Genomic DNA, 24355 nt, shown 5'->3' with positions numbered 1-24355 from the left:
AACCATCGACTAAAACCGGTTCAACTTTTCACTCGACTTACGATTATCTTGGCTATTTCCCGATATAATGTATGCCTACAAATGGCAAGCGTACCGATCCATACCAAGGGGATGATAAGCGCCAATAGACCAATCGCCTGCCAAGCGGGCATCGTGTCTAGGTGCATTTGTTTGTCAATAAGCCAAGTAGCGCCGGTGCAGGTAACAAGCGTTACCAAGTTGCTCCAGTGCGCTAGCAAAAACCGATGGATCTGCAGCCTAATCGCATACCGGAGCAGGATGCTGGTGAGAATGAAATCGACGCTCCCCGCAACAACAAAAGCCTTTGCAATAGCCTGCAGTCCTTGCGGATAGGACCATATGATCATGGGTACCAATATGGCAAAGGGCACAGCCTCACGAATCACCATAAGGCCTTCGCGGCCCACCGCCATAAGTGCGTCTCTGGCAAACCAGTGGCTATAACGAAATATCGCCCAGATCGCCAACACTGAGGCGATTGGAGCGGCAGCATCCCATTGATCGCCAAAGAATAGCCGGATGGCTGGCTGGCTGGCCAGACTGGCGACCCCAAGGACCGGTATAACTACAGCACCGAGCAAGACACTGGATTGAATATAGGCCGTCGCCATGTTTCCACCTTCCCGACGCGTTTTGGTCAGGTACGGAAAAGCCACAGGTTGAGCTCCCATAACCAAAGTCTGAGATACAAATTCCAGAAACCCCAAGCCCCGGGAAAACATGGCAACATCTCCTGTCGTGCCTAACTTGCCGATAATCAGATCGGGTACTGTGACTGTCGCTTTTCTGATAAGCAGAGAGATAGAATTCAAGATACCGAAACCTATTATCGGCTTCATTCCGTGAAATGAGGGTTTCAACTGCATCGAAGCCGGACTTCTCCAGCAAAAGATCAGAAATTGTGTCAGAGGTGTTGCCAGTTGTCCTATCGCGAGAGACCAGAATCCGCAGCCGGCAAGTATCAATGAGACTGTTGTGATCGCGCTCATCACACTCGAAGTGAACATAACCCGGAATTGCGCTTTGAATAACATTTCCCGGGCGAGTAGCGTCATCGGTATGCTGATGTAGGGGGCAATAAAGAAACTGATGGAGAGGATTGCGAAAATCCCCGCGATAGGCGGCAGTTGGTAAAAATTGGCGACCGGGAATCCGCCAATCAGAATACCCAAGCCTAAGGTCCAAGAGATCAGGATGGTCAGCCCCAGAGTCGCGCGGACCTTTTCAGGGCCGATTTCAGATTCGCGAATGAGGTAAGCAGATGCACCCAACATCCGGAATTCCGCCATCACCATAACAATGGCACTGGCGATGGCATAAGTACCAATTTCTTCTGGCGTTAGCAGCCTGGCAACTACCATGGTGGTGCCCAGCCCCAGAAAACGCATTGCAAATCGCGCCGAGAAAGAATAAATAACTGCACCGCGTATTGAGACCATAGTGTTCAACGACTCGTAACATGCCGATAACAGCCGGCATAGCGCCCGGCCATTTTTGTTGCGGAAAACTTGCGGTGAAACATGGTGTTTGCATGCTCGCCTAGCTGATTCTTGAACGCTGTATCATCAGCCAGCCTCACCATCGCTGCCGACATGGCCGCTGGATCATTGGTCGGAACCAAAAGACCGTTTATTTCACCCTGAACAAGCTCGGGGTTGCCACCGACCTGAGTCACAATACAGGGCTTGCCGAGGCTCATGGCCTCCAACAAAGTCATGGAAGTCCCCTCTGTATGCGATGACAACAAGAAAATATCCATAGCGTCCAGATAGTCGACAGGGTTTGACTGAAACCCGGTGAAAACAGTCTTATCCTCAATGCCTAGATTCCGGGCGTAATCCTCCAGCATGGTGCGATCTGGCCCATCACCCACCATCAACAACCTACAATTCCCGTGCTGTGCGCAAAAAAGCGAAAATGCTTTGAGCATCATCCGCTGATTTTTAACTGGATCAAGCCGGGAAACGGTTCCAAAAACGAGTTCCTCCCCCGTAATTCCCAGGCCACTGCGAACCTTACCTACCCTCCCAAAATCATGGTAAATGGCTCGATACCATTGTAGATCACTTCAATTTGACTCGATGGTAAGAACTCAAATTCCACTAGGGCCTCTCGGGTTGCTTTAGAGATTGCCACCAGCGCATGGGTCGTTTTACCCATTAGTTTATTGATCAGCCAAGCTTTATAGCGATGCCTGTCTGGATGAAATCGCCCGTGTTCGGTAAAAACTAGCCTTGTGCCAGTGCCGAAGCTGCCCAGCCAGCCATAGAACCAAGGGGTGTACTGGTGGCAGTGGACGATGGTGAAACCACCTTGTTTGATATGGCGGCGGATGTTCAGCGCCAGGCGCCAGTCCAGCCCCGGCTGGCGCGTGAGCGTGTGGATGGTAATACCCTGTTCTGCCTCAAGCCGCTGGCCGATCTCGCCTACTTCGCCATCGATACAGAGTACTTCGTTATTGAACTGGCCTTTCGGCAGGTGCATCACCAGCTGGCGTATTACCTGCTCAGTGCCGCCGAAACCCATGTTGAAGGTGATATGGAGTATGCGCTGGGCCTGTTGGTTATCAATGGGCTGGTTGCTCATGATCATCCGTGCGGTGAGAGTTTCGGGCTGGCTTTCTTTTGATGAGACTGTTCTTCAGCAAGTGGTTGAAGGTAATACACTTTGCCTGCCACTGCCACTAACAGGATCATCCAGTAAAGTATCTCGGTCCGGAACTGGTTGGTAAACGTACCAGCCACCAGAAAGCCAAAAAGCGCACACTCCAATGCCAGCAGCTTGAAATAGGTTGTCCGTTCCCCGGCTTCAATTAATCGCTTGCGCGCCAGCCTGGATATCCGGTACACCCCCCATAACATAAACAGGAAGAACGCAAGGCCGTGCCAGCCAATTTCGGAGAGTCCCTGAAACCAGAGCGAGTGAACCGACCGGAACTCGGTGCCTAAACGCTCTTCGTCAGTCAGATAAAGAGACGCCAGGGAATTAAAACCACTAACACCCATGCCCAGTGGGTGCTCTACGGACATTTCCAACGCCGCAAGCCAGTACTGAATCCGCCCGGAGCCACTCTCTCCGCTTTCCAGGTTTTCCAGGGTTCCCATTCTCTCCCAGAAAGTATCATCCGCGACGTACAGTCCTCCTCCCATGGCCATAATAACCACAACTACCGCAAGGGCCCGCTGGCCTTTTTGTCGATAGCGAGAAAAGATCATGAAAACCGCGAACAGGCCCGCACTGCTCAAAACGCCGAGAAAGGCTCCCCGGCTATTGAAGAGCACTAGCCCATTGGCAATAAAAGCACCGAAAACAACACAGAGTATTTTGGCTTTTCGGCCGCTCACCCAAACCATGTAGAGCAAAATACTGCAAGCGGGCACTAGACTTGCCGCTACATCGTTGGCGTCACCGCTTTGAGGGAGCCTATTCCTTCCAGGCGATCACCGGAATTGCGCCCCGTAATCGTCGCCAGATAGCCAATATAGGCGCAGCAACAACATATCCCCAAATCGCATAGTTGAGCCCCTTTTCACTATCAAGGAGTTTGTAAGCAACAAAGATGATGATTACCAACTTAGCAAAAATGAAAGTGAAATCATCGTGGGCTTGGGGAATCTCAGCCCAAAGGTGGGCCAGATAATAGGATGCAAGAACAACAGCCATCCACCTGAGCGCCGGATGTGCCATCCAAGGGCTCTTCGGTGATAAGGATCTGTAACGCAAGGCGAGAATAGCCAGCATCAGTACCGAAGCAACAAACGAATAGCTGATGCTTGGTAACTGGCTGCCCCACCAACGATCCGATGGGTTGAGAAAATACACCAGCTCATACAACACAAAGGCAAAGGCACTATGATGCCAGATGGCGGCCCCGATACCCAACAGGAAAATCAGGATAAACAGCAGCGCGAACTTGGCCATTACCACTCCACCAGAAGGCCCAGGGCCAAGGCGCCCCTTGCGCACCACCAGCAGGGGCTGAGCGTTAGATTTCTCTGAACGATGGGAGTAGTTATTTTCATACGTAATAAGCTCCCCACCAAAGTTCGAATACGATCATAGACCATAGTTCCTGGGTATATCGATCATCTCCGTTGAGGTGAGACCGCCAGAGATCCCGTACTTTCGTCATATTGAATAGATCTGCGAGTCCCCCTTGGGTGGAGTGGAAGATACCATCAGCCAACGGCCTGACTTCTCCCCTGAGCCACTCAGCCAATGGCACAGAGAAGCCCATTTTCTTTCGGTACAGAATGTCTTCCGGCAACATGCGCTCAAAGGCCTTTTTCAGAACATACTTCTTCTCTTTGCCGTGAAGCTTTAGTGCCGCAGGTATCTGCGCAGCATATTCCACTACTCTGTAATCGAGCAGAGGAGCACGGGTTTCCAGTGAATTGGCCATGCTCATGCGGTCTACCTTCACCAGAATATCTCCGGGAAGGTAGGTTTTGATGTCTGTATAGAGAATACTGGAGAGGTGGTCGTCCGTGTCTGCATTTTTGTAATGGGCGCGGGTAATGTCTGCAGGATCGTAGTCGCGGGTTTCCCGTTTCAGCTCACCTGTAACGAGATCATTCCACACATCTTTATTGAAGAAGCTGTTTGTGACAAAAAATGCCTCATCTGGCTCCAGGGCCAGTGTTCCCAAGAGTGACTTGGCTTTGCGCGTAGGGCCGGCATTTACCATTCCTGCCAAGCGGGCAAGCCCGGGGAACAGGTTATGGCGAATTCCCGCGGGGAACAGGCCCCGTAATCGGTTTTCAACGTGATCTGTGTAGTATTTGCTATAACCTGCAAAATTCTCATCGCCGCCGTCCCCTGCCAGTGCCACGGTCACTTTTTGGCGCGCAAGCTGAGAAACAAAATACGTGGGAACAAATGATGGGTCTGCAAAAGGCTCATCAAAAAAGCGCGCAATGCCGCTAAGGCTTTCTGCAACATTGTCTTTCACGGTGAATTCGTGATGATCTGTTTTGAATTGCTCTGCAACTTTTTTTGCCCAGTGCACTTCGTCAAACCGCTTTGAATCGAACCCGATGGCACAGGTTGTCACCGGTTTGCTGGTGTGGCCAGCCATTAATCCGACGACGGCACTGGAATCAATCCCACCACTCAGGAATGCCCCAAGAGGAACATCGCTGACCATACGCAGGCGAACCGCATCATCAATTAGATTGTAAAGGCCATCCTCCAGTTCACCCAGGCTGGCACTTGAGGGAGCCCCGAATGACACGTCCCAATACTGTTCCTGATGAGTATGGGTGCCGTCTGTCTCCAGCCAATAGCCGGGGGCCAGTTTGTGAACGTTTTTGTAGATGGTTTTTGGATCGGGGACGTACTGGTAAGCAAAAAAATCTTTGATTGCGTCGTGGCGCAGCTCGGTTTTAACAAAGGGTGCTGGCGTTAGAGCTTTGAGCTCAGAGGCGAATGCGAACTGCCCATCGGCTTCGTAAAAGTACAAGGGCTTTTTACCAAGGCGATCCCTTGCTAAAAACAGCTTCCGGGCGGTGCGATCCCAGATGGCCAATGCGAACATGCCATTCAGTAGTTGGAGGCACTCTGGGCCATGAATCTCGTAGAGTGCGAGTAGAACCTCTGTGTCGGTTCCTGTGCGAAAGCTATGGCCCTGGCTGATGAGATCGTCACGCAGTTCCTGGAAGTTGTAGATTTCGCCGTTATAGGCAATAACGTAGCGGGTGGAGGCGGACACCATGGGCTGGGTTCCCGCATCGCTGAGGTCAAGTATGCTCAGCCTGCGATGTACCAGCCCTACTTCGTCATCTAGCCAGGTTGAACCTGCATCTGGGCCGCGATGCAGGATTGCCTGCCCCATGTTATCGAGCCAACGCTGGTGCGCTTCCCTGTCTGGCGTTGTGGTGGTACGTAGAAAGCCGGCGAATCCACACATTAACCAAGCTCCCTCTGTGCCGAGGATTCGGTTTTCGCTTTGCCTGTCAGCTCTCGGAACAACGCCTCGTATTCGTCTGCCATGCGAGCGGCAGAGTAACGAGCATTGACCAGCTCCCGGGCATTGTGGTTGAGCGCTGCAGCCAGATCGGGATTACCTAGAACCTGTTCACAACATGCCGCCAACGCGGCTTTGTCACCAAAAGGTGCAAGCAAACCGGTTTTGCCATGCTCTACCAGCTGGTCAACACCGGGAATATCATAGGCAACCACGGGAACACCTACTGCCATGGCCTCCATCATGCACCGGGGAATGCCTTCCAGTGACGAAGTCATAACAAACAGGCTGAACTTTGAGAGTAGTTCCAGTCGATCACTACGAAAACCCAAAAACTCAACTGCGTTAGCACTACTCAGTTCTGCGGCCTGGCGCTCCAACTCGGGCCTTTGGCTACCATCGCCAAGCAACTGCAATCGGAACTCTGGTTCCTGTTGATAAAGCTGGTCAAAAACCTCTATAAGATCAGGGATGCCCTTGCGGGGAATCATCTGACCAATAAAGCCGATAATTCGTGACTCTTTATCGGCTTTACTATCTTGAGGCAGGCTAGCCAGGGCTGCATCAATTTCCCTGAGATCGACGCCGTTGCGGATAAATGACGTTTTGGCTTCTGGCACCTTGAATCGCTTCATGTCATCCATCAGCTCCTCAGAAAGAGGAACCACCCGGTCGAAGTAGCGAAGCATGTGAGTGCCAATGCGAATAAATGTGGCAAGTTTGAAACCGACATCGCCCGAGAAACCATGCGGTGTGCTCACACAAGCAATGCCCGCCCGTTTGGCCGCGAGCAGCCCCAATATGTCTGACTTGTATCCGTGGGTGTGGATAACGTCGATCTGGTTGTCGCGTATAACTTCGCACAACCTGCTAACCACCCGAAAATCGAAACGCCCGTGCATGTCCAGGTAATGAACCTTTTGGCCGTCGGTGCGAGGATAGTATTCGGCAACCGAAAGATCTTGATCTGGGGATTCCCGGGTTACTGCGAGATCACAAATAACGTCGTCACGGTTAATGTTGTTGGCCAGCGCAAGAACCCAACGTTCTGCCCCGTAAAAACCGCTGGGGTAATGAACTGAAGTACTCGTAGCTTGCTCACTGATCTGACACTCCGGAATTCCTTGTTTCGGTGTTTCTTGCACTGCTCCACGTTACCTGAGTCTGCCCCTGAAGCGCTTTCACAATGCCGCGAACTGCATAACCATTAACCATCACAAAGTAATAAGGTGTAGCAATCCAAGCGGGTAGTTTGTTTCGAGTACTGGACAGATGACCTGCCAGCGTAAGGGCCAGCATCAGCAGGGTTCCTGCGGTGATCAATTGAAACAGGCCAAACCCTGCAAAAGCCAGCAGTACACTGCCTGCCACACCTGCAAGTAGGAACAAGGGGATCAGCCAGCGTAGTAATTTATGGGAGACAACCTCAAAGGCAAACACCCCTGAGTTCGCGGGGTTCAGTACCTGCCCTACCCGCATCAGCCCACGAATACTGCGGTTTACGATGCGCTCTTTGCGGGCTACTTCCCGGTCGAAATCGCCAGCGGTTTCTTCAAAGCACTTTGCTTCCGCATCGAACACGCCCCGGTAGCCTTTGGCGATGATTTGCAGAGGGTTCACGAAATCGTTGATGTCCTGTTGCTGTAGCGGTTCCCAAAGCTTTGTGCGAATAGCATAAATTGCGCCGTCGCCGCCCACTACGGAATGTAGGCGGGATTCCATGGCTTTGATGGCTAGTTCATAGCGCCAGTAGAGGTTTTCGTTGCGAGCGCTGGCGCCCTCGTTGCCGTCGGTATAAAGGGCCGCACCCACCACGTAACCCACATCCAGATCTGCAAAGTTGCGTACCAGCTTGCTGATAGCATCGCTGGCGTACATGGCGTTGGCGTCGCTGAACACGGTAATGTCGGCTTTCACCTTCTCCATGGCAAGGTTGATGCCCATGGTTTTACCCAATCGGCCTTCCTGGCGAATCAACAGGATTCGGTCGCCCTCAAACTCTTTTACTGCCTCATCTGTGCCATCGTCTGAGCCGTCTGACACTACAAGGATTTGGAGTAGCTCTTGCGGGTAGTCCAGCTCCAGCGCATTTTGTAATTTCTCACGGATCACATCTTCTTCGTTGTAGCAGGAAATAATCAGTGCAACAGACGGTTTTTGCTCACCCCGGCGATGCGTAATGTCTGGCAGGCCCCGGGTAAGCAGCCACAGTATGGCTGGGTATCCAAAATACACGTATACGGGAACGGCAAGGCACAGCAGTGTTAACAACAGTACAAGTGTCATAAGGTGATGTATCGCCTCAATTTTGGACCAAGCCAGTTGGTAAATGGCAACGGCAGCCGTCGCCAGATGTTTTCAATAAGGGGCCGGAGCCGGGATGCAATGGATACCCTGGTGCCGCTGGAATCCAAGCTGGCCGAGTGCTGTGCATCGCTGCGGTATTCGGACCAAATTAGCTCATAGGGTTGAGCACCCCACTGTTTTTTGAAGCGATAGGTGCCTTCATTCAGCGTGGAACGGCCAAAGTCGAACCGGGTGTAACCCAGATCACACACATGCTCAACAACGTCCAATACAGCAGCATATTAGGTGCGAGCCGGTTGTACTCTTCCAGCGTAGAGGCCCAGGGAATGCATGCTTCTTTGCCACCCAGCAACACAATGCCCGCGCCCACCGGCTTATCACTCTGGAATGCCAAGCCAATTAACATGTAATCGCCGTACGCGGTTTTCAAATCCTCAAACCACTGCAGACTGTGCACGGGTGAGCCAAGCCTTCGCATGTTCTGGGTGAACACGTCGTAAAACAGGTGTACGGCATCGGCTTCTGTGCGCAACTCCGCCCTTAGGCCGTTTTTCTCGGCCTTGCGAATCTGGCTGCGTAGCTTCGGCTTGTAGCTTTTAAACAGGGCTTCGCTGTTTTCTGGTAAGTCACACAGCATTCGTACTTTTGTGTTGCCAGGCAGCGCTTTGATTCTCTGTTCATTTTGTTCAATTGTGGCATCTTTTTGGGCGTTTAATGCCGCGCCGCCCTCTCGTATGTTCAGGGCTTTAATTCGGTTTGTCTTCGCCAGTGTTCGAGCTTCAGAAATCAGCTGCTGGCGGATTTCTACGCTGTCTGCCAGCGCTCCGCCCAAGTCGCAAAATGGTAGAGAAACCAGGCGTCCCGCACCGATTGGCGGCTTTACTTCCACCAGAGGCAGCACACCGCACAGTTTTTCGTTGTGGTGTACGCTGATAAGCCAACCCGTATGGCCATAAGCTCGCTCTGTAGCCTGCAGCCAGGCACCGCTGTGATAAGGCGTTGCATTAGGGTGCCCTGCAACATACCGGTTGTATTCGTCTGCCGGGAAAACGTTAAATCTGGAGGCCCGGGTTTGCAGTTCAGTGCTCATTGTTGGCACTTGCCTCCCCAAGCCAGCGGTTTCTTGCCCGCCTTGCTACGTCTTCAAGCTTCAGTTTGAAGCGAGGGCGCTGTAAGGCGATTTGAACCAGGTTGCGATGAAAATGGCCGAGATTGGATTTATAACGCTCATCTCCGCCCATAAAATCGTAATAATGAAAGCCGTGGTGGCGGTAATCTTCAATGCACAGGCTATGGCCGAGCAAGCCAGGTTTGAGTCGGTTATCAGTTTCAACGGCCATGCCGCCAAGGTAGAAGTAAACTACCTGGTTGTGCAGCAGGTTATAAAAGCAGGCAATCTCTTCATCGCCGGCCATTACAGAAACCAGATCAACGCCCCCTTCTGGCCATTGCGCACGGATAAGCTCCCGGTGAAAACGCACAAAATCCGGGTTGGCAAATCCGCTCTGGTCGGGGCCATTGCCCCACCGTTCAAGGTGCTTTGGGCCAATGCGACCGAATGCCGCCAACGCTTCCTCTACGGAGTCCGGGCGCACCAGTTTTACTTCGCCACGCTCACCGTATAGCCGGTGAGCACGGTTGATCTGGTAACGGGTATTGCGTGAAAGCGTGTCGAGATAATGCCCGCCGCTTCGGCGCAGGCCATCCAGATCCACCCCAAAACAGGGTGCTTCCCAGCGCAGATGCTTGAATAGGCCGGTAATTCGGGCATAGCGATCTGCTTCATCGGCATCAATGGCGCCCAGAATGAACTCATCCCAACCCGGCATAGCAACGCACAAGTGTTCCAGACAGGCTTTCGCTACGGCATCTTCTTTGCCGCGTTCAGCCAGGAACCCGTTGTACTCTATCCAGATTTGATCAAGCAGCTTGTGGCCGGTTTGGTGTAAGCGCAGGCAGCGAGATTTCAAGACACCATGGCGGCGCTCATCGGTTTCTACCACCAACCCTAAACCAACCAGCCGTTCCCCCTCGGATACGCGAAGCACTAGCGCATCTGGCTGGTACACGTGCAGCCAGTGCCCAAGCCATTGCCAGGAAAGAAACACCGTGGGTTGTGCACGGTGCTCCAGATCCAGCCAGTCGTTGCGCAAGGTTGCGCTCACGGCGGCTGGCTCTGTTGTCACGGTCAGCATTCCAGCTGTCATGGCGTTACATCCGTTACCAGATCAGTGCCCCGGGTTCGGGTGTTTTACCAGGAATGGCCCTATCGCAAGATAATCCAGTGCACCTTGAATGAAGGCTCGTACACCGTCCTCCGGAGAGTTGACGATGGGCTCCTCATGCATGTTGAAACTGGTGTTGATCAGGCTTGGAATACCACTGAGTTTTTCATATTCACTCAAGATATCGTAGTAGCCAGGGTTGGTTTCGCGCCGGATAAGTTGCGGCCTTGCTGTGCCATCTACGTGTACGGCAGCCGGGCAGCTTTCTCTCATGAATTCGGTACAGTCAAAGGTAACGGTCATGAATTCGGCAGCGTGCTCTGCGCCCTTGATGTTGTGATAACACTTTTCCCGGGCTTCGTAGAGGGTAACCGGGGCAAACGGCATGAACTCAGTGCGACCAAGGCGCTTGTTCAGCCACTGGTTAACCTCTGGCTCACGGGCATGGTAAAGAATGGAACGATTGCCCAGTGCCCTGGGGCCGTATTCCATGCGGCCATCGAACCGTGCAACCACTTCTCCGCTGTGAATTAGCGCAGCAACTTCTGCAGCGAGGTTTTCCGGGCGGCGGTATTGAAGGTTTTCAGCCTTCAGTGCCTTTTCCAGTTCCGCTTCGGAATAGTCTGGCCCCATGTAGCTGTTGGTAATGGAAGGTTTAACCCCACCCGGCCAGCTGTGATAAAGCGCAGCGCCCGTACCGCAGCCACCGTCGCCCATGTTCGGGTATACGAATATGTTGTTAACGCCTTCGATCTCAAAAATGCGCTGGTTGAGCTTTACGTTAGCCGTTACACCACCCGAGAGTACGATAGTGTCGATCCCGGTTTTCTCTACCCAGTAGCGGATATAGTTGGTCGCGACTTTCTCAAGCACATACTGGTAGGCCGCAGCCACGTCGATCTTTGGAAATTTTGAGGCCAAGTAACGGGAGAAGAACACATTGTTGGCTTCGTATATGCGGAAGTCACCCGGTGTCTGCTCGATGCGAGAGAGGAGAATTTCCCCCAGAATTTCAGGGTCTCCGTACGAAGCTAGGCCTACAATTTTGCCTTCGTGGCGGCTGGGCTTAAACCCCAGGCTGGAGGTAACGTGTTCGTATAGCGTACCGAGGGAGTTCGGATATGGCAGCCCGTGCAGGCGGTGAATTTTGCCATCCCGCCCTTCGCTTACGGAGCCAGCAAGCCCAGAGCCATAGCCATCGAGAGTCACACACAGAGCCCGCTCATAGCCGCTGCACAAAAAGCTGTTCGCAGCGTGTGACAGGTGGTGATCCATGCGCTTAACCGGCCCGGTCCAGCCCATGTCGCTCAACCCCTGAGTCAGGTCGCTCTCCCATTGCTTGAAAGATTCTGAAGCACCCTCACCCCAGTGCTTGGAGGATTTCAGCGCCGCGTTGTTAGACGCCAGCTTCTGCACCCCTGCCATGTTGTAATAGGAGTTATGGAGAAAGCCCTTTTCCATAATGGCGTTAGGGTGCTCAAGGCCGTGAATGGGCTGGTTACGATCAGGCACCCGGCTCTGTGCATCTTTAATCTGGGGGCCCAGATCCTTAGGCTGGAAAGCCTTGATAAAGGCTTTCTCATCTTCCAGGTTTTTTGTGAAGAGTTTTTGCTCATTCTCCCAAGTGAGGAATGGGTAGCACACCAGGTCTATATCGCTCATAGAGAGACCGGTGTATGCGAGCGCTTTTTCCAATGCCAAGCGTGGGAAGCCTGATTGCTGTTTGTTCCTGGAAAAACGTTCTTCGCCGGCGGCAAAGAGAATGTTGCCATCTTCAACGATTGAGACCGTTGAATCCTTGTCTAGCGGGGATATCCCGAGCACCTTCATGCCATACTCTCCATATACTTGCGAATGCGGGTAGCGACGACGCCTGCCCGCCTAATTCATTGAAAAAGAAGTCGAAAAACTGCCTAAAGCTGTCCAGAAATGCCTTCAGTTGGGCTTCATTCTGTACGTATGTGGTATTGCCCGGCACGACGCTGGGGCTGTGAAAGCTCCAGGTAAATGTGCGCACGCCCTGTTTGTAGAGCGCTTTAGTGAGCTTGATGTGCTCCGCTGGCGTATAGCCTTCCGGGGACAACATGAGCCTGTCTACAGCGCCCAGACGGGACAAAATGCCCGGCGCCTTGAATTTGCGCAGGCGCTGCGCTGTCTCGAACAGGGGAATGGCCATAGGCTGAGCCCAGCCGATGAACCCGCCGGTACAAGGGACTTCCAGAATGGGCTTGTCGGAGCCACCAAACCAGAACGGGTGAGCGTCAAACCTGCGATAATCCGGCCCGCCGTCTTCCCGGGAATCCAGAGGCGGGCAAACCGACAAATCAATATTGAACCCCAGCTCCTGAAGAATGCCTGTGGTGTTCGGCCCGAAGCCGTATCGCCCTGCTTTGTAGGCAACCGGTGCCTGGCCAAAGTTCTGCTGAATGGTGTCGCGCAGCACGCGGAGTTTTTCCCGTTCCAGCGCTTCGGGCAGGTTGCCTGGGTACATATTCGACCGGGATAGAACCTCCTCCTGAGGAGGGTTTACCCAGGGGTGGAGGTGCGCGCCAATTTCACACTGGCCTTTCTCGGCAAATTGCCGCAGTAACCCATAGCCCCGAGGTTGGCTGGCTACTGGATAATCGATCACGTAACAGGGGCAAATGCCATATTCGTTGAAGATGGTCTGGGCGCGATCTATGTGAGCCATGGCCGAAACCCGGTTGGCCTTTGCGTCTGGTTCGGCGCTCCAGTCAAACTCCTCTTCGGTATCAATCACCACTATTAATTGTGGCGGAGTCTCCGGAAGAAGCCGTATGTCCGTCTTTTGTTCAAACATGATTCCGTTCCTGACGTTCGTGTTGCCGTGCTGTCCATTTTGCCCGGCTATTAACGTTGCCCGCTCAATGCGAAACCGCGGCTCAGTACAAACCGAAGTACGTACTGATTCTGATCGTTTCTGGCCAAACGGGAGCGCAGGTACGATTGGTTGAACTCAACGCCGAAAGTTGTATATTCGGCCAGCTGGCGGGTCCAGCTGGTGGTAATGCGGTGAATTTGGTCGACAATCACTCCCGCATCTTCATGCGCATCACCTTGCCAACCGTATCCCACATTGAGCCTTTGAAGTGTGGTTAGCTGATACCCAAGGTTAATGCCCGCGCGGTATTCGTGGATGATTGCCCCGGATATCTGCGATTCCAGTAAAGCACCTTCCCCATATACCCCAAGGTTGCAGGCATTACACACTCGTTGGTTGTTATGTGTAATTAGCACAGAATCACTAATGACCAAATCCCGAATTCGAACCGTATCGGGCAAAAACGAAAACACAGGCGGCCGGTTGAGAGAAATGTCTGTGGCGCTGTTAGACATTCGGCGGTTATATTGCACCGAACTACTCCAGTCATTGGATACCCAGGTGCGTGCTAAAAAACCTGTTACGGCTTCACTTTCGCTTGCGCTTCCACCAGTAAGTTCTGTATCGGCTCTGCTACCACCCAACCCTATACCGAAAGAGCCGTTCTCTGTTTGGCGGTTGTAAGCCAGCTGTGCGGAATCAATAGTGATATCTACGCTGGCTTGTTTCGTCCAGCTTCGGCTAGCGTTTAGGCTACCCGTGGAACGCTCGCTCAACCTTCTTGAAAAATCACTGCTGGCGGTAGCAGACTCTTGGTCATTAAGCTCATTTTTACCAAAGCTACGCCCAGCTTTGCCAGAAAAACGCAACGTTGACAGGTCGCCTGGATAAAAGCGCAAACCGGCGCCAGCACTCAGGGTATTCTGGGTATCGTAGCTGGAGGGATTAACCACAAACCCCGTGTTGTTGCGTACAGAGCTGACCGTGTGGCCCAAATTAAAATCCAAACGGCTGCCGGGGTCAAAATGTGTGTAACGAGAAGCACCCCTGATTGAACTGGTATCGCTCTGCTCACCATTGGCCGAGTCCCGGCGTGTGCGCAGAGTGCCTCCGTATTGCAACTCCAAAGCGTTCGCGCCTTTCTCCAATGTGCCACCCACTCGCCCAGACACCCCAAGCCCTGGCTCTGTGTTGGTGTCGGTGGTGTTGCCCCTGTCCGTTCGGGTATGAGTGACATCGGTAAACACCGAGGCCGAACCCGAGAGTGCAGTGACATCGTCGCTCAGGCTTTGGGCGTTTACGGTAATACTCCACGCAGCGCAGCAGGAACCAACCAATAAAGTGGCGAGGCGGTAGTTGCTTGCGCTCCTTGCTCTGCGATCCATCATAGGGCTACTCCTGAAAAATCAGGCCGGAGAATTTATCGGACCCGAGGGCATCCACGGAATCTGCAATGATTTCCCCGGTGACTTCTCCGAAAGGAACACCAAAGACAATCTGATCGGCAAAACGCTCAAGAATTCGTGCTTCGGTACTTTCCCGGAAGGGCGGCGCATTCAGCACGATGCAGCGATCCGGGTAACGAGACTTCAGCTCCGCAATCAATTCGCGCATGCGTACTGCAGAAAACAACTCAACCGCAGACGAGGCCTGGGTACCCGCAGGAATAACCGTAAGGCGTTCAACACCACTGGGATATAAAATGGATTTGATGGTCATTGAACTGTGGCCAACAAAGTCCGTAACGCCGGCGCCCATAGGGCATGAGACCAGGCCTTTCAATTCATTGCTGTAGGGGTCGCAATCTACAAGCAACGCAGAGGTGTGGGAATCCAGCCCGAAAGCAGCTGCCAGGTTGAATGCCGTTAAGAGCCCGCCAGGACCATTACCGAGGCTACTGAACATAACCGTAAAGTTGCCGTCTCCGGCTCGGTTGCGAAGTTGTATGCGCAGCTCCCGGTAGGCGTCCATCACTTCTTTGTCGGGCATACCGGAGTATATTATTTTGCGCTCGCGTAGCTGTTCACGCTCCACGGGGTTGGATTGCCGATAAGCGCCAGAGACGTTGACGGATCATAAAGTGTGGGCGGGGTTTCGCTGTGATTTGTCTCCACACGACTGTTTTTCGGCGCGCCTCGATCGGAACCTGCATAAGGGCGCTCTGTACGAAAGCCGTCTTCAGCCTTTGCTTCTCCCCGGTCATGTTTCAACTGGCGACGCTCATCCTGGCTTTTCAGAAGTGCATTGTAGAGTTTATTGTCGTCCATCAATTGCTCCCACTTCCAAGCCCTAGTCCGGTTAATTCGCTGGCTTTATTAATCAATTGTTCCGGGGTAATGCCGATTACACTGAAGATCAAAACGGCGAGATAAGCAGTCATGAAAATCACCAGTACGATCAGTATTGAGAGAACATTCTTGCGCAGCAAGCGATCCTTCCAGGTACTGCGGTAATGAGGAATGGTCGTCAGCACAGGAATGCTTTCCGGCAGTGCCAGTTGCAGTGCTCGGGGCGAGCGCACACGCTGATCAAACATAACCAGCATAACCAGCAAGCCCAGCACCATGCACTGCCCAGGAAAGGGCCTGCAAGGCCAACTTGGTAAAGCTGAAGGCCGTCCCATTGGGTAGGGTAGGTTGCCGGCTCTTGGATTTTGTAACTTACGCCCTCTCCCTGAACGTCGAGGGTCATAGACAACCGCGCTCTTTCCCGGCGTTGAAGCATGTCTTCGTATACGCCACGGGTAACGTCGTAATCCCGCGTAAGCTCTGAAAACTGTGCCTGGTTCTCTGCCACTCGCTGGGAGCGTTCGAACGATTCCTCAAGAAGCCTTTCCAGCGATGCCAAACGGTTTTTTTGCACGGTTAGCCGTGTGGTCATGTCGGACAGTTGGATTTTAAGGTTTTCGTAAACCGGGTTTTCCATAACCTCAGTAACGCCACCGTCACGATCATCGTCGGTTTGTGTGGAAACGCGTGTTTTAAGGTCGGCGATCTGACCCTGAACACTGACAACATCTGGATGACGCTCGTGATAACGCAACAGCAGCGAATCAAGTTCTTGGTGCATGGCGACCAGCCTACGCTCTGCAGAAGACTTGCCTGGGTCTACAGTAATGCGGCGTACCGGCTGTTCGTTATTGAGTTGGCGGCGGGTAAGTATAACTTCTGAGTCGGTTTGCTGAATCTCCAGTTTGAGGTTTTCGATATCCCGGCGCAGGTTTTCGATTCTGGCCAGCACACTGCTTTCAGTGCCGTCCTGGTTGGCAGATTTGAACTCTTTCAGCCGCTCATCAGCATCTTCAAGCTGGCGTTGGTAAGATTTAACCTGAGAATCAATAAACTCAAACGCCCCTTGGCTCTCAGAACGCTTTTTACGAACGGTACGTTCGATAAAGCGATTCAGCACCGCACTGAGAACCTGAAAAGACTCGCCTGGGCTTCCACTGGTGTAATTTAGTTCCAGAAAATTTCGGTTGGACACGCGAATGCCAACTTGTTTGCGTAGGCTGCTGATCTTTGCGTTACGGAGAGCATCCGTTTCACCGCCTGTGATCAGCCCGGTATCCAGAGCGATCTGTTCCAGAAAAGAACGGCTTTGCATCATCTCCCGGGCTTCGTTGATGCGATCCAGCTGAGTCAACTCAGCTTTACCCCGAAGCAGCGGCTGAAGAATGTTGGACTGGTCTGCGTACAAAACAGCGTGAGAGGTATAGCTCTTCGGTGTTACATAGCCCAGCGTCAAAACCCCTGCCGTCACGGTCATGAATATGATGACCGCTGCAAGCCTGTGCCGATAAAGCTCAAGCTTCACCGCACGAAGGGTATCGAGAATGAACTGTATATCCATCAGAGCTCGCCCCGGAAGAGTTGTTTGCGGGGCACGCTGATTACGTCGCCCGGCTGCAGAGCGTGGTTTGTTCGCATGTCGCCATCTATAAGAATGGCCTCAAGATCCAACCCAAAGCTTTGATATTCGCCGTTTATTTGGCGATGCAAAACCGCTCGACTGTCGGCAGCAAAGTCGGTAATGCCACCGGCCATCAGCACAACGTCTAGCACAGTCATGCCTGGCTGGAAGGCAACAGATTGCGGCGAAGCTACCTGACCCGTAACGCGAATCCGGTTACGAAATTCTTTACTGAGCGGGTTAGTGACCATCACCGTTACTTCTGGCGTACGGATGAACTCGCCAAGCGTAGTACTAATTTCAGACGCCAACACTTCTGGCTTTTTGCCTTCGGCTTTTACATCACCCATCAAAGGCATCGAGATAAAGCCGTCCGGGCGAACCACGATGGACTGACCCAGTTCTGGGTTGCGCCATACGTGAATGGAAACCGTATCCCCTACCCCAATCTCATAAGGCTCCGGCTCAAGATCAGATGCCGGTGGCATTTCTGATGATGATGGCAGACCAGTGCATGCCGTTATAAGCAGGCCCAAAATTGCAACCAAACCAGCCCGCACAAATGTGATAGTAGTCATAAACGCCCTCCAACCCTTTGTTGTTCCATATTTCTGTGTGACGGAATAATTACCGAACGCCTTTGCCCAGGAGAATCACTTCCACGGTTTGGATCATGATCAGAAAATCCATCAAAAGGCTGTAATTTTTGGAGTAATAAAGATCGTACTCCAGCTTGCCCCGGGCATCCTCAACAGATGCACCATAAGGGTATTTAAGTTGTGCCCAGCCCATTAATCCAGGCTTTACGTAGTGCCGGGTATCGTAAAACGGAATCTTTTCTTTTAGCTCTGAGACAAACTCTGGCCTTTCGGGACGCGGCCCCACAATGCTCATTTCGCCTTTGATTACATTGTAGATCTGCGGCAATTCATCCAGCCGGGTGTTGCGTATAAAAGCACCCACTCGTGTGACCCGGTTGTCGTTGGCAGAGGCCCAGCGTGCTTTGCCGTCTTTCTCTGCATCTTGTCTCATGCTGCGGAACTTGTAGATACGAAACTCCTTACCCAGCATTCCGATGCGGGTTTGGCTATACAGCACGGGGCGCCCCGTTTCAACAAAAACGGCAACGGCCGTAAAGATAATGAACGGCAACATAACGACCAGCAGCGAAAGGCTAATTAGCAGATCCAGTACGCGTTTGGCAAAATCGCGGGTTTTTGAGGCCTTAAAACCTTCGGAAAACACAATCCAGGAGGGGTGCACCATATCCAGTTTGGCTTTTTTCAGTTCGCGCTCATAAAAATCGATGCCGTTGGTTATGGCGATACCGCGAAGTTTGCACTCCATCAAATCTGGCACCGGCAGCCAGCTGCCTTCGTTACGACGGCGCTCTTGCTGTGCGACAACAATTTCTGACACCCGGTTTTGCCGGCAAAACTGATAAAAGTCGTAGGGTGTGGGTAGCAGATTATCGGCGCCCACAGTGCTGGTCGGGCTTTCTGAGATGCAACCAATGATACGTACGCCCAGAGCGCGCATGTTGCGCTCATATTCATCGAGTAGGTTAGCGGCGAAATCGCCCGCACCAAAAATCACGACTCGGCGCACGAGCGTTTCTGAATCGACAATTCGGAGAAAGGTAAGCCGCAGAAGAATCACGATGAAGGACGCGAGAATAACGGCCCAGAACAAATTTGTGCTGCCTGGGTCTGCCGATGGCAGGATCACATAGAGCAATTTAAGCCCAATGCCACCCACAAAGCAGTAAGCGACCAAGGTGCGGAAAAATAGTGCGGACACGTTCTCACGAACCATAGCGAGATAGCCGCCCATGGCAAGGGTTCCACAACTTAAAACCAACGCGAAGAGACTGGCTGACAAGATGTCTGTCTCCACAGAGGGATAACCCACGCCTGCAATCGACAGCAACAGCCCAAGAAACGTGAAAATTGCATACAGCACGACAAATTCCAGTGCAGCAAGCACCAGATACGGAATGTGAAGATAGTGTTTTCTAAAACGTATATACGACACGCCGAACTTCCTTGTCGCCTGCACAACAGCTAGTGGCAGACCTACATCAGATTCTCCGGCAGTGCACGCTCAGCAGGACTGAGAGCGACCCCTTACCGCCGGTTCCTTTTTTATCTTATAGCCCATTTTGCTCTGACCAAGATGTAATCACAACATATTGTATCTTTAGGTAACATAGTTTTACATTGTTTTTCTTGGTGACCCATAATTGCCAGCATCAAGAATTGTATTTGCACGGTCAGTAGGTGAAAATCTGGCCATCGGTATCATTGGGAAGGAGAGCCCATGCCAGCTAGCCCGGATAGATCCCCCCCTTGCATGCCATGAGTATAGACGTAGAAGACTACTTTCACGTTGCAGCTCTTTCCGGGGTAATCCGCCCTGACCAATGGGACTCGTTGCCGTCGCGCGTTGAACAGAACACAGAGCGTTTGTTATCTCTGTTTGAAAAACATGAGGTGAAAGCGACGTTCTTTGTGCTGGGCTGGGTTGCTGACAGGTTTCCTGCGCTGATTCGTAAGTTATCGGACCACGGACATGAAATTGCCTCTCACGGTTACAGCCATCAGCTGATTTATAATCAATCTCAGGATGTGTTCCGGGAAGAAACCATTCGCTCCAAGGCGTTGCTCGAAGATATTACTGGCAAAGCCATAGAAGGTTACCGAGCGGCCAGCTACTCCATAACCCGAGATTCCCTTTGGGCGCTGGATATTCTGAGTGACGTGGGCTTTACTTGGGATTCGAGCATTTTCCCGATTCGGCATGACAACTACGGCATACCCAATTCACCTTCTGCGCCCTACTCCATCGAAACCGCCAGCGGCGCCATTATTCGTGAATTTCCTCTAACAACGGCTAAGATTATGGGGCTTTCAATACCGGCAGCCGGGGGCGGGTATTTTCGCCAGTTCCCGTACCCGGTATTTCGGCACCTGTTTCGCAATGCCTCGGGCTTTGGGGCCCGGCCGCAGATGTTTTACCTGCACCCTTGGGAAATAGATCCCGAGCAGCCGCGCTACAATAACGCAAGCTGGTTTTCCCGCTTCCGTCACTACACCAATCTAGACCAGTGTTACGGTCGCCTCGAACGCTTGCTCGGGGATTTCAGGTTTGGAACCGTAAGCGAAAGCTATAATGCCTATGAACCAGACAAAACCCTGCTGCGCAGCGATCAGTTGATCCGCCTCGCCTGATTCAGGGACAGGACGCGAATATGTATTTGGAATTTTTCGGTCTCCACAGACATCCCTTTCGCATTACGCCGGAAGACGATTTTATTTACATGAGCCAGCAGCATTCCCGGGCTTACGTATACATGTCTTCGGCAATCTGGAGCTCTGAAGGATTTGTGGTTATCAGCGGTGAGATTGGTTCGGGCAAGACAACGTTGCTTAAAAAGACCATCCGCAACCTTGAGGGCAACTTGAAGCTGCTCAACATCGCCTACACCAACCTGGAATCCAGGGATTTGTTCGGCCTGATTCTTCGCAAGGCGGGAATGAAGGTGGAGGATGACAGCAAGGTAGCCATGCTGTTCCAGATTACGGACTACCTCGAAAAAATGGCCACTGCGGGTACTCCGGTGGTGCTGACCATTGACGAAGCCCAGAATCTCACCCGCGAAAACCTTGAAGACGTCCGTATGTTGGCGGGCATGGAAAGCATGGGCGGACCTTCAATGCGGGTTATCCTGCTTGGCCAACCAGAACTGAAACAGGCTGTTCTGGATATCCCTCAGCTTGCTCAACGGGTAAAGCTGTTCTTCCACCTGGAAGGGCTCACCTATGCCGAAACCGCAGAATATGTCGACTACCGGCTACTGGTCTCTGGCCACGGTGGAAACAAGCTTTTTGACGGCGACACCGTTCGGGAGATACACAAGCTAAGCAAGGGCATCCCACGGCTGGTAAACAAACTGTGCGACGGCATGATGATGTGCGCCTATGCCGAAGATCGGCCGTTTATCGACCCTCACGATCTGAAAGCCATTCGCAAAGATATACTGGGAGATGCTCGGCCTGAAGCGGCGCAGCGACCAACAGAACTGAGAAAACAAAATACTGCCCCCGAGCAAAGCGGACAGAACACAGGTGATTTAGCGGGCGTGGCAAGCGCGCTGTTGCGGATGGCAGAAGCGCTGGAGCGGATTGACAGCCGTTTGGCCGTAATTGCTCCGGATGCAAAGCCTACCCGTCGGGAAGGCAAAGGCGCGCCCGACAACGTGAAACCTTTGTCGCCGGGCCGGAAATAAAAGCAATTTTCAGGTTTAGATAACGAACATTTCCACGAACTCGTGAACCGGGGTTTGCTCCAGCCCCTTTTGTTCCCTGCACACATCTACAATCTGCTGGCAGCGTTGCACGGGGAATCGGGTTGCCAGATTCGCCCTGAACTTGTCCTCCAACAGCGGAATGCCTTCTTTTCTGCGCCTGTGGTGGCCTATGGGGTACTCCACGGCAACCTGTTCGGTGCTTGAGCCATCTTTGAAAAACACCTGAATGGCGTTGGCGATGGAGCGTTTGTCTGCCTCCAGATACTCCTGGGTGTAGCGTGCATCCTCAACCACTTCCATCTTTTCCCGGAGCGTGTCGATCTCGGGATGAGCCTCGTGAAAGTCGTCTTCGTAATGCTCGGCGTTGAGCTGCCCGAAGATCAGTGGCACAGCCGCCATATACTGCAGGCAGTGGTCGCGGTCTGCCGCGTTTGCCAGTTTGCCCACTTTGGAGATAATCCGTATTGCTGATTCGTGAGTGGTGATCACGATTTTGTCGATCTCATCAAGCCGGTCTTTCACCTGCGGATGAAGCGTTACAGCCGCCTCAGCTGCGGTTTGGGCATGAAACTCCGCGGGGAAGGAAATCTTGAACAGTATGTTCTCCATCACGTAGGAGCCGAACTCTTGGGGTAGAGAAAACTGACGTTCACCTTCCGGCTTCACGGTCTGGTCTTTATTGGTTTTGCTGAACAGTACGTCGTAGAAACCCCACTGTGGGGCTGTCAGCGCGCTGGGAATGCCCATTTCGCCGCGCATGGCAATATCGGCAAGGCGAACGGCCCGGGAGGTAGCATCACCAGCGGCCCAGGATTTACGGGAGCCGGCATTGGGTGCATGGCGGTAGGTTCGCAGCGCTTGGCCATCGACCCAGGCGTGGGAGAGCGCCGAGAGCAACTGTTCGCGCGTGGCGCCCATTAGCTTGGCAGTAACCGCTGTGGAGGCAACTTTTACCAGTAGAACGTGATCCAGCCCTACTCGGTTAAAGGAGTTTTCCAAGGCCAGCACGCCCTGGATTTCATGGGCCATGATCATGCTTCCAGAACCGTACGCATGGTGAGCGGTTCCTTGCCTTCTGCAGCGCGCTTTTGTGACAAATGATCTGCCACCGCCAGAATCCCTCCCAAATTATCCGAAGGGTGCCCCCACTCAGCCGCCAGCCAGGTATCGTTATAATCGAGCCAACGCACGATACAACCGATGTCCCAGGCCGCTTTCACGGGGTCAAGACGAAACGACGTGCCAGGCACTCGGGCGCCATGGGGGACCATCGTTCCCTCTACAATCGGCCCCAGATGCTTGGTGCATTCCGGGAAGCGCAATGCCAGCAGGCCGCAGCCAAGAGTGTCCATCAGGCAGTGGCGGGCGGTGTTCCAGGCTTCTTTATTCTTCACCCGATACGTCAGAACGTAGTCTGCAATCCGCTGCAGAACGTCGTCGTAATCAGGTCGTTCGTTGAGATCGAATGTTGCAGACATCTTGATTCTCCTTTCGGGGTTAACGTTTTAAATGGGATTTTAAGGTTCAGGCCTCATCTGGTATGCGTACCCACCTTCCATCAGTATGCGTGCACTTCGGCTCATAATGGCTTTGGTGGCTGTCCACTGATCATTCACTTCTTTTGCTTCTGCACCCACCTGCAGGGTTCCGGAAGGATGACCAAAGGTGACTGAAGTACGGTCACCGCCGCCAGCCGCCAGGTTCACCAGCGTTCCGGGAATGGCCGCTGCGGTGGCAATCGCTACTGCTGCGGTACCCATCATGGCGTGGTGTAGCTTGCCCATAGACAGCGCACGTACCAGCACATCAATATCGCTTGCGTTAATTTTCTTGCCACTGGATGCAGTGTAGCCTGCCGGTGGCGCGACGAAAGCGACTTTTGGCGTGTGTTGCCTAGCGGCGGCTTCTTCAATGTTCTGGATCAACCCCATTTTTACCGCGCCATGGGCACGGATGCTTTCAAACATCGCCAGGGCCTTGGGATCGCTGTTGATGTCGTCCTGTAGCTCGGTGCCGTTATAACCGACTGCCTCTGCGTTGATGAATACTGTAGGAATGCCGGCATTGATCATGGTCGCTTTCAAGGTGCCCACACCCGGCACTTCCAGTTCATCCACGAGATTCCCCGTTGGGAACATAGAGCCTTCGCCGTCTGCCGGGTCCATGAACTCCACCTGCACTTCGGCAGCGGGGAACGTGACGCCATCTAATTCGAAGTCGCCGGTTTCCTGAACTTCACCGTTGGTAATCGGCACGTTCGCGATGATGGTTTTACGGATATTGGCTTGCCAGATGCGCACAACCGCCGTGCCGTTTTCCGGGATGCGGTCTTGTGGAACATAACCACTGTTGATGGCGAAGGCGCCCACGGCGGCGGTGAGGTTGCCGCAGTTTCCGCTCCAGTCTACGAAGGGTTTATCTATGCTGACTTGCCCGAACAGGTAATCCACATCGTGATCTGGCTGAGTGCTTTTGCTCAGGATAACGGTTTTGCTGGTGCTGGATGTGGCGCCGCCCATGCCGTCGGTTTGCTTTTGGTAGGGGTCGGGGCTGCCGATGACTCGCAGCAGTATGTTGTCCCGCGTTGGGCCGGGGCTTTGGGCTTTTTCTGGGAGGTCGCTCAGGCGGAAGAATACGCCTTTGCTGGTGCCGCCACGCATGTAGGTGGCGGGGATTTTGATTTGGGGTTTGCTGGGCATGTGGGGACCTTTTGGGTTTGTGTGGGGTTGTGGCTAATCGCGGTTTTGGTGCTGGAGTTGAAAGGCTGCCTCTCCYCC

Annotated in this window: 22 protein-coding genes and 1 pseudogene; 2 read left to right on the top strand and 21 right to left on the bottom strand. The window is 52.9% G+C overall.

Translation table 11 applies throughout. From position 1 onward, the window contains the following. Positions 1-20: 20 nt before the first annotated feature. The 19 genes from BCA33_RS03290 to BCA33_RS03215 all read right to left on the bottom strand — a co-directional run bounded on the left by BCA33_RS03290 (position 21) and on the right by BCA33_RS03215 (position 19303). Entirely contained in the window at positions 21-1460 is a 1440-nt protein-coding gene (locus BCA33_RS03290) for an oligosaccharide flippase family protein (protein ID WP_083394619.1), read from the bottom strand. Between the two features lie 5 nt (positions 1461-1465). Next, positions 1466-2017: a glycosyltransferase gene (locus tag BCA33_RS21260; protein WP_254774156.1), complete on the bottom strand. Its 552-nt coding sequence runs from the start codon at positions 2015-2017 to the stop codon at positions 1466-1468. A gap of 23 nt (positions 2018-2040) precedes the next feature. Next, positions 2041-2607 carry a glycosyltransferase family 4 protein gene (locus tag BCA33_RS21255; protein ID WP_254774154.1) on the bottom strand — a complete coding sequence of 189 codons (567 nt, stop codon included), beginning with the start codon at positions 2605-2607 and terminating at the stop codon, positions 2041-2043. Positions 2608-2609: 2 nt separating this feature from the next. Next, positions 2610-3401, bottom strand: coding sequence for an O-antigen ligase (locus tag BCA33_RS03280; RefSeq protein WP_139172876.1), 792 nt, complete (start codon positions 3399-3401; stop codon positions 2610-2612). Between the two features lie 43 nt (positions 3402-3444). Continuing rightward, positions 3445-3942, bottom strand: coding sequence for a hypothetical protein (locus tag BCA33_RS03275; protein WP_071263439.1), 498 nt, complete (start codon positions 3940-3942; stop codon positions 3445-3447). Positions 3943-4039: 97 nt separating this feature from the next. Next, positions 4040-5929: an asparagine synthase (glutamine-hydrolyzing) gene (gene asnB / locus BCA33_RS03270; RefSeq protein ID WP_071263438.1), complete on the bottom strand. Its 1890-nt coding sequence runs from the start codon at positions 5927-5929 to the stop codon at positions 4040-4042. Next, complete coding sequence (locus tag BCA33_RS03265; protein ID WP_254774153.1) at positions 5929-7131, bottom strand: glycosyltransferase family 4 protein; 1203 nt, start codon at positions 7129-7131, stop codon at positions 5929-5931. The genes asnB and BCA33_RS03265 overlap by 1 nt, the downstream gene beginning before the upstream one ends. Continuing rightward, positions 7085-8272, bottom strand: a complete 1188-nt coding sequence (locus tag BCA33_RS03260) for a glycosyltransferase family 2 protein (protein ID WP_071263437.1) — start codon at positions 8270-8272, stop codon at positions 7085-7087. The genes BCA33_RS03265 and BCA33_RS03260 overlap by 47 nt, the downstream gene beginning before the upstream one ends. A 223-nt stretch (positions 8273-8495) precedes the next feature. Beyond that, positions 8496-9383 (bottom strand): peptidoglycan bridge formation glycyltransferase FemA/FemB family protein, encoded by an 888-nt coding sequence (locus tag BCA33_RS03255; protein WP_254774152.1) that lies wholly within the window; start codon positions 9381-9383, stop codon positions 8496-8498. Continuing rightward, a complete protein-coding gene (locus tag BCA33_RS03250; protein WP_071263436.1) occupies positions 9373-10500 on the bottom strand; it encodes a GNAT family N-acetyltransferase in 1128 nt (375 codons plus the stop codon). The genes BCA33_RS03255 and BCA33_RS03250 overlap by 11 nt, the downstream gene beginning before the upstream one ends. A gap of 21 nt (positions 10501-10521) precedes the next feature. Continuing rightward, positions 10522-12348 carry a carbamoyltransferase C-terminal domain-containing protein gene (locus BCA33_RS03245; RefSeq protein ID WP_071263435.1) on the bottom strand — a complete coding sequence of 609 codons (1827 nt, stop codon included), beginning with the start codon at positions 12346-12348 and terminating at the stop codon, positions 10522-10524. After that, entirely contained in the window at positions 12293-13339 is a 1047-nt protein-coding gene (locus tag BCA33_RS03240) for a polysaccharide deacetylase family protein (protein WP_254774151.1), read from the bottom strand. The genes BCA33_RS03245 and BCA33_RS03240 overlap by 56 nt, the downstream gene beginning before the upstream one ends. 50 nt (positions 13340-13389) lie before the next feature. Beyond that, complete coding sequence (locus BCA33_RS03235) at positions 13390-14748, bottom strand: hypothetical protein (protein WP_139172874.1); 1359 nt, start codon at positions 14746-14748, stop codon at positions 13390-13392. A gap of 4 nt (positions 14749-14752) precedes the next feature. Next, a complete protein-coding gene (locus BCA33_RS03230; RefSeq protein ID WP_254774150.1) occupies positions 14753-15394 on the bottom strand; it encodes a polysaccharide biosynthesis protein in 642 nt (213 codons plus the stop codon). Further along, positions 15361-15627, bottom strand: a complete 267-nt coding sequence (locus tag BCA33_RS21250; protein ID WP_254774149.1) for a hypothetical protein — start codon at positions 15625-15627, stop codon at positions 15361-15363. Before BCA33_RS21250 ends, BCA33_RS03230 begins: the two co-directional genes overlap by 34 nt. Next, on the bottom strand, positions 15627-15833 hold the full coding sequence (locus tag BCA33_RS21245; protein WP_254774148.1) for a hypothetical protein: 207 nt from the start codon (positions 15831-15833) through the stop codon (positions 15627-15629). The genes BCA33_RS21250 and BCA33_RS21245 overlap by 1 nt, the downstream gene beginning before the upstream one ends. After that, positions 15827-17209: an XrtA system polysaccharide chain length determinant gene (locus BCA33_RS03225; RefSeq protein ID WP_254774147.1), complete on the bottom strand. Its 1383-nt coding sequence runs from the start codon at positions 17207-17209 to the stop codon at positions 15827-15829. The genes BCA33_RS21245 and BCA33_RS03225 overlap by 7 nt, the downstream gene beginning before the upstream one ends. Next, positions 17209-17847: an XrtA/PEP-CTERM system exopolysaccharide export protein gene (locus BCA33_RS03220; protein ID WP_071263433.1), complete on the bottom strand. Its 639-nt coding sequence runs from the start codon at positions 17845-17847 to the stop codon at positions 17209-17211. The genes BCA33_RS03225 and BCA33_RS03220 overlap by 1 nt, the downstream gene beginning before the upstream one ends. A gap of 49 nt (positions 17848-17896) precedes the next feature. Beyond that, a complete protein-coding gene (locus tag BCA33_RS03215) occupies positions 17897-19303 on the bottom strand; it encodes a TIGR03013 family XrtA/PEP-CTERM system glycosyltransferase (protein ID WP_071263432.1) in 1407 nt (468 codons plus the stop codon). A 323-nt stretch (positions 19304-19626) separates the two neighbouring features. On the opposite strand from BCA33_RS03215, the gene BCA33_RS03210 reads away from it, so the two are divergent. Both BCA33_RS03210 and BCA33_RS03205 read left to right on the top strand, forming a co-directional pair. Next, the gene (locus BCA33_RS03210; RefSeq protein WP_071263496.1) at positions 19627-20499 is read left to right on the top strand and encodes an XrtA system polysaccharide deacetylase; all 873 of its coding nucleotides are present in this window, start codon (positions 19627-19629) and stop codon (positions 20497-20499) included. Between the two features lie 20 nt (positions 20500-20519). Continuing rightward, complete coding sequence (locus tag BCA33_RS03205) at positions 20520-21557, top strand: ExeA family protein (protein ID WP_071263430.1); 1038 nt, start codon at positions 20520-20522, stop codon at positions 21555-21557. A 15-nt stretch (positions 21558-21572) separates the two neighbouring features. Here the strand turns inward: BCA33_RS03205 and prpD are convergent. Both prpD and prpF read right to left on the bottom strand, forming a co-directional pair. After that, positions 21573-23056: pseudogene (prpD, locus tag BCA33_RS03200) on the bottom strand (2-methylcitrate dehydratase). Positions 23057-23095: 39 nt separating this feature from the next. After that, positions 23096-24277: a 2-methylaconitate cis-trans isomerase PrpF gene (gene prpF / locus BCA33_RS03195; protein ID WP_139172872.1), complete on the bottom strand. Its 1182-nt coding sequence runs from the start codon at positions 24275-24277 to the stop codon at positions 23096-23098. Positions 24278-24355: the final 78 nt, after the last annotated feature.

The sequence above is a fragment of the Marinobacter sp. AC-23 genome (assembly GCF_001858325.1).
GTDB lineage: Bacteria > Pseudomonadota > Gammaproteobacteria > Pseudomonadales > Oleiphilaceae > Marinobacter.
Note: the sequence above shows the minus strand (reverse complement) of the source record. Positions and strands in the feature narration are given on the sequence as shown.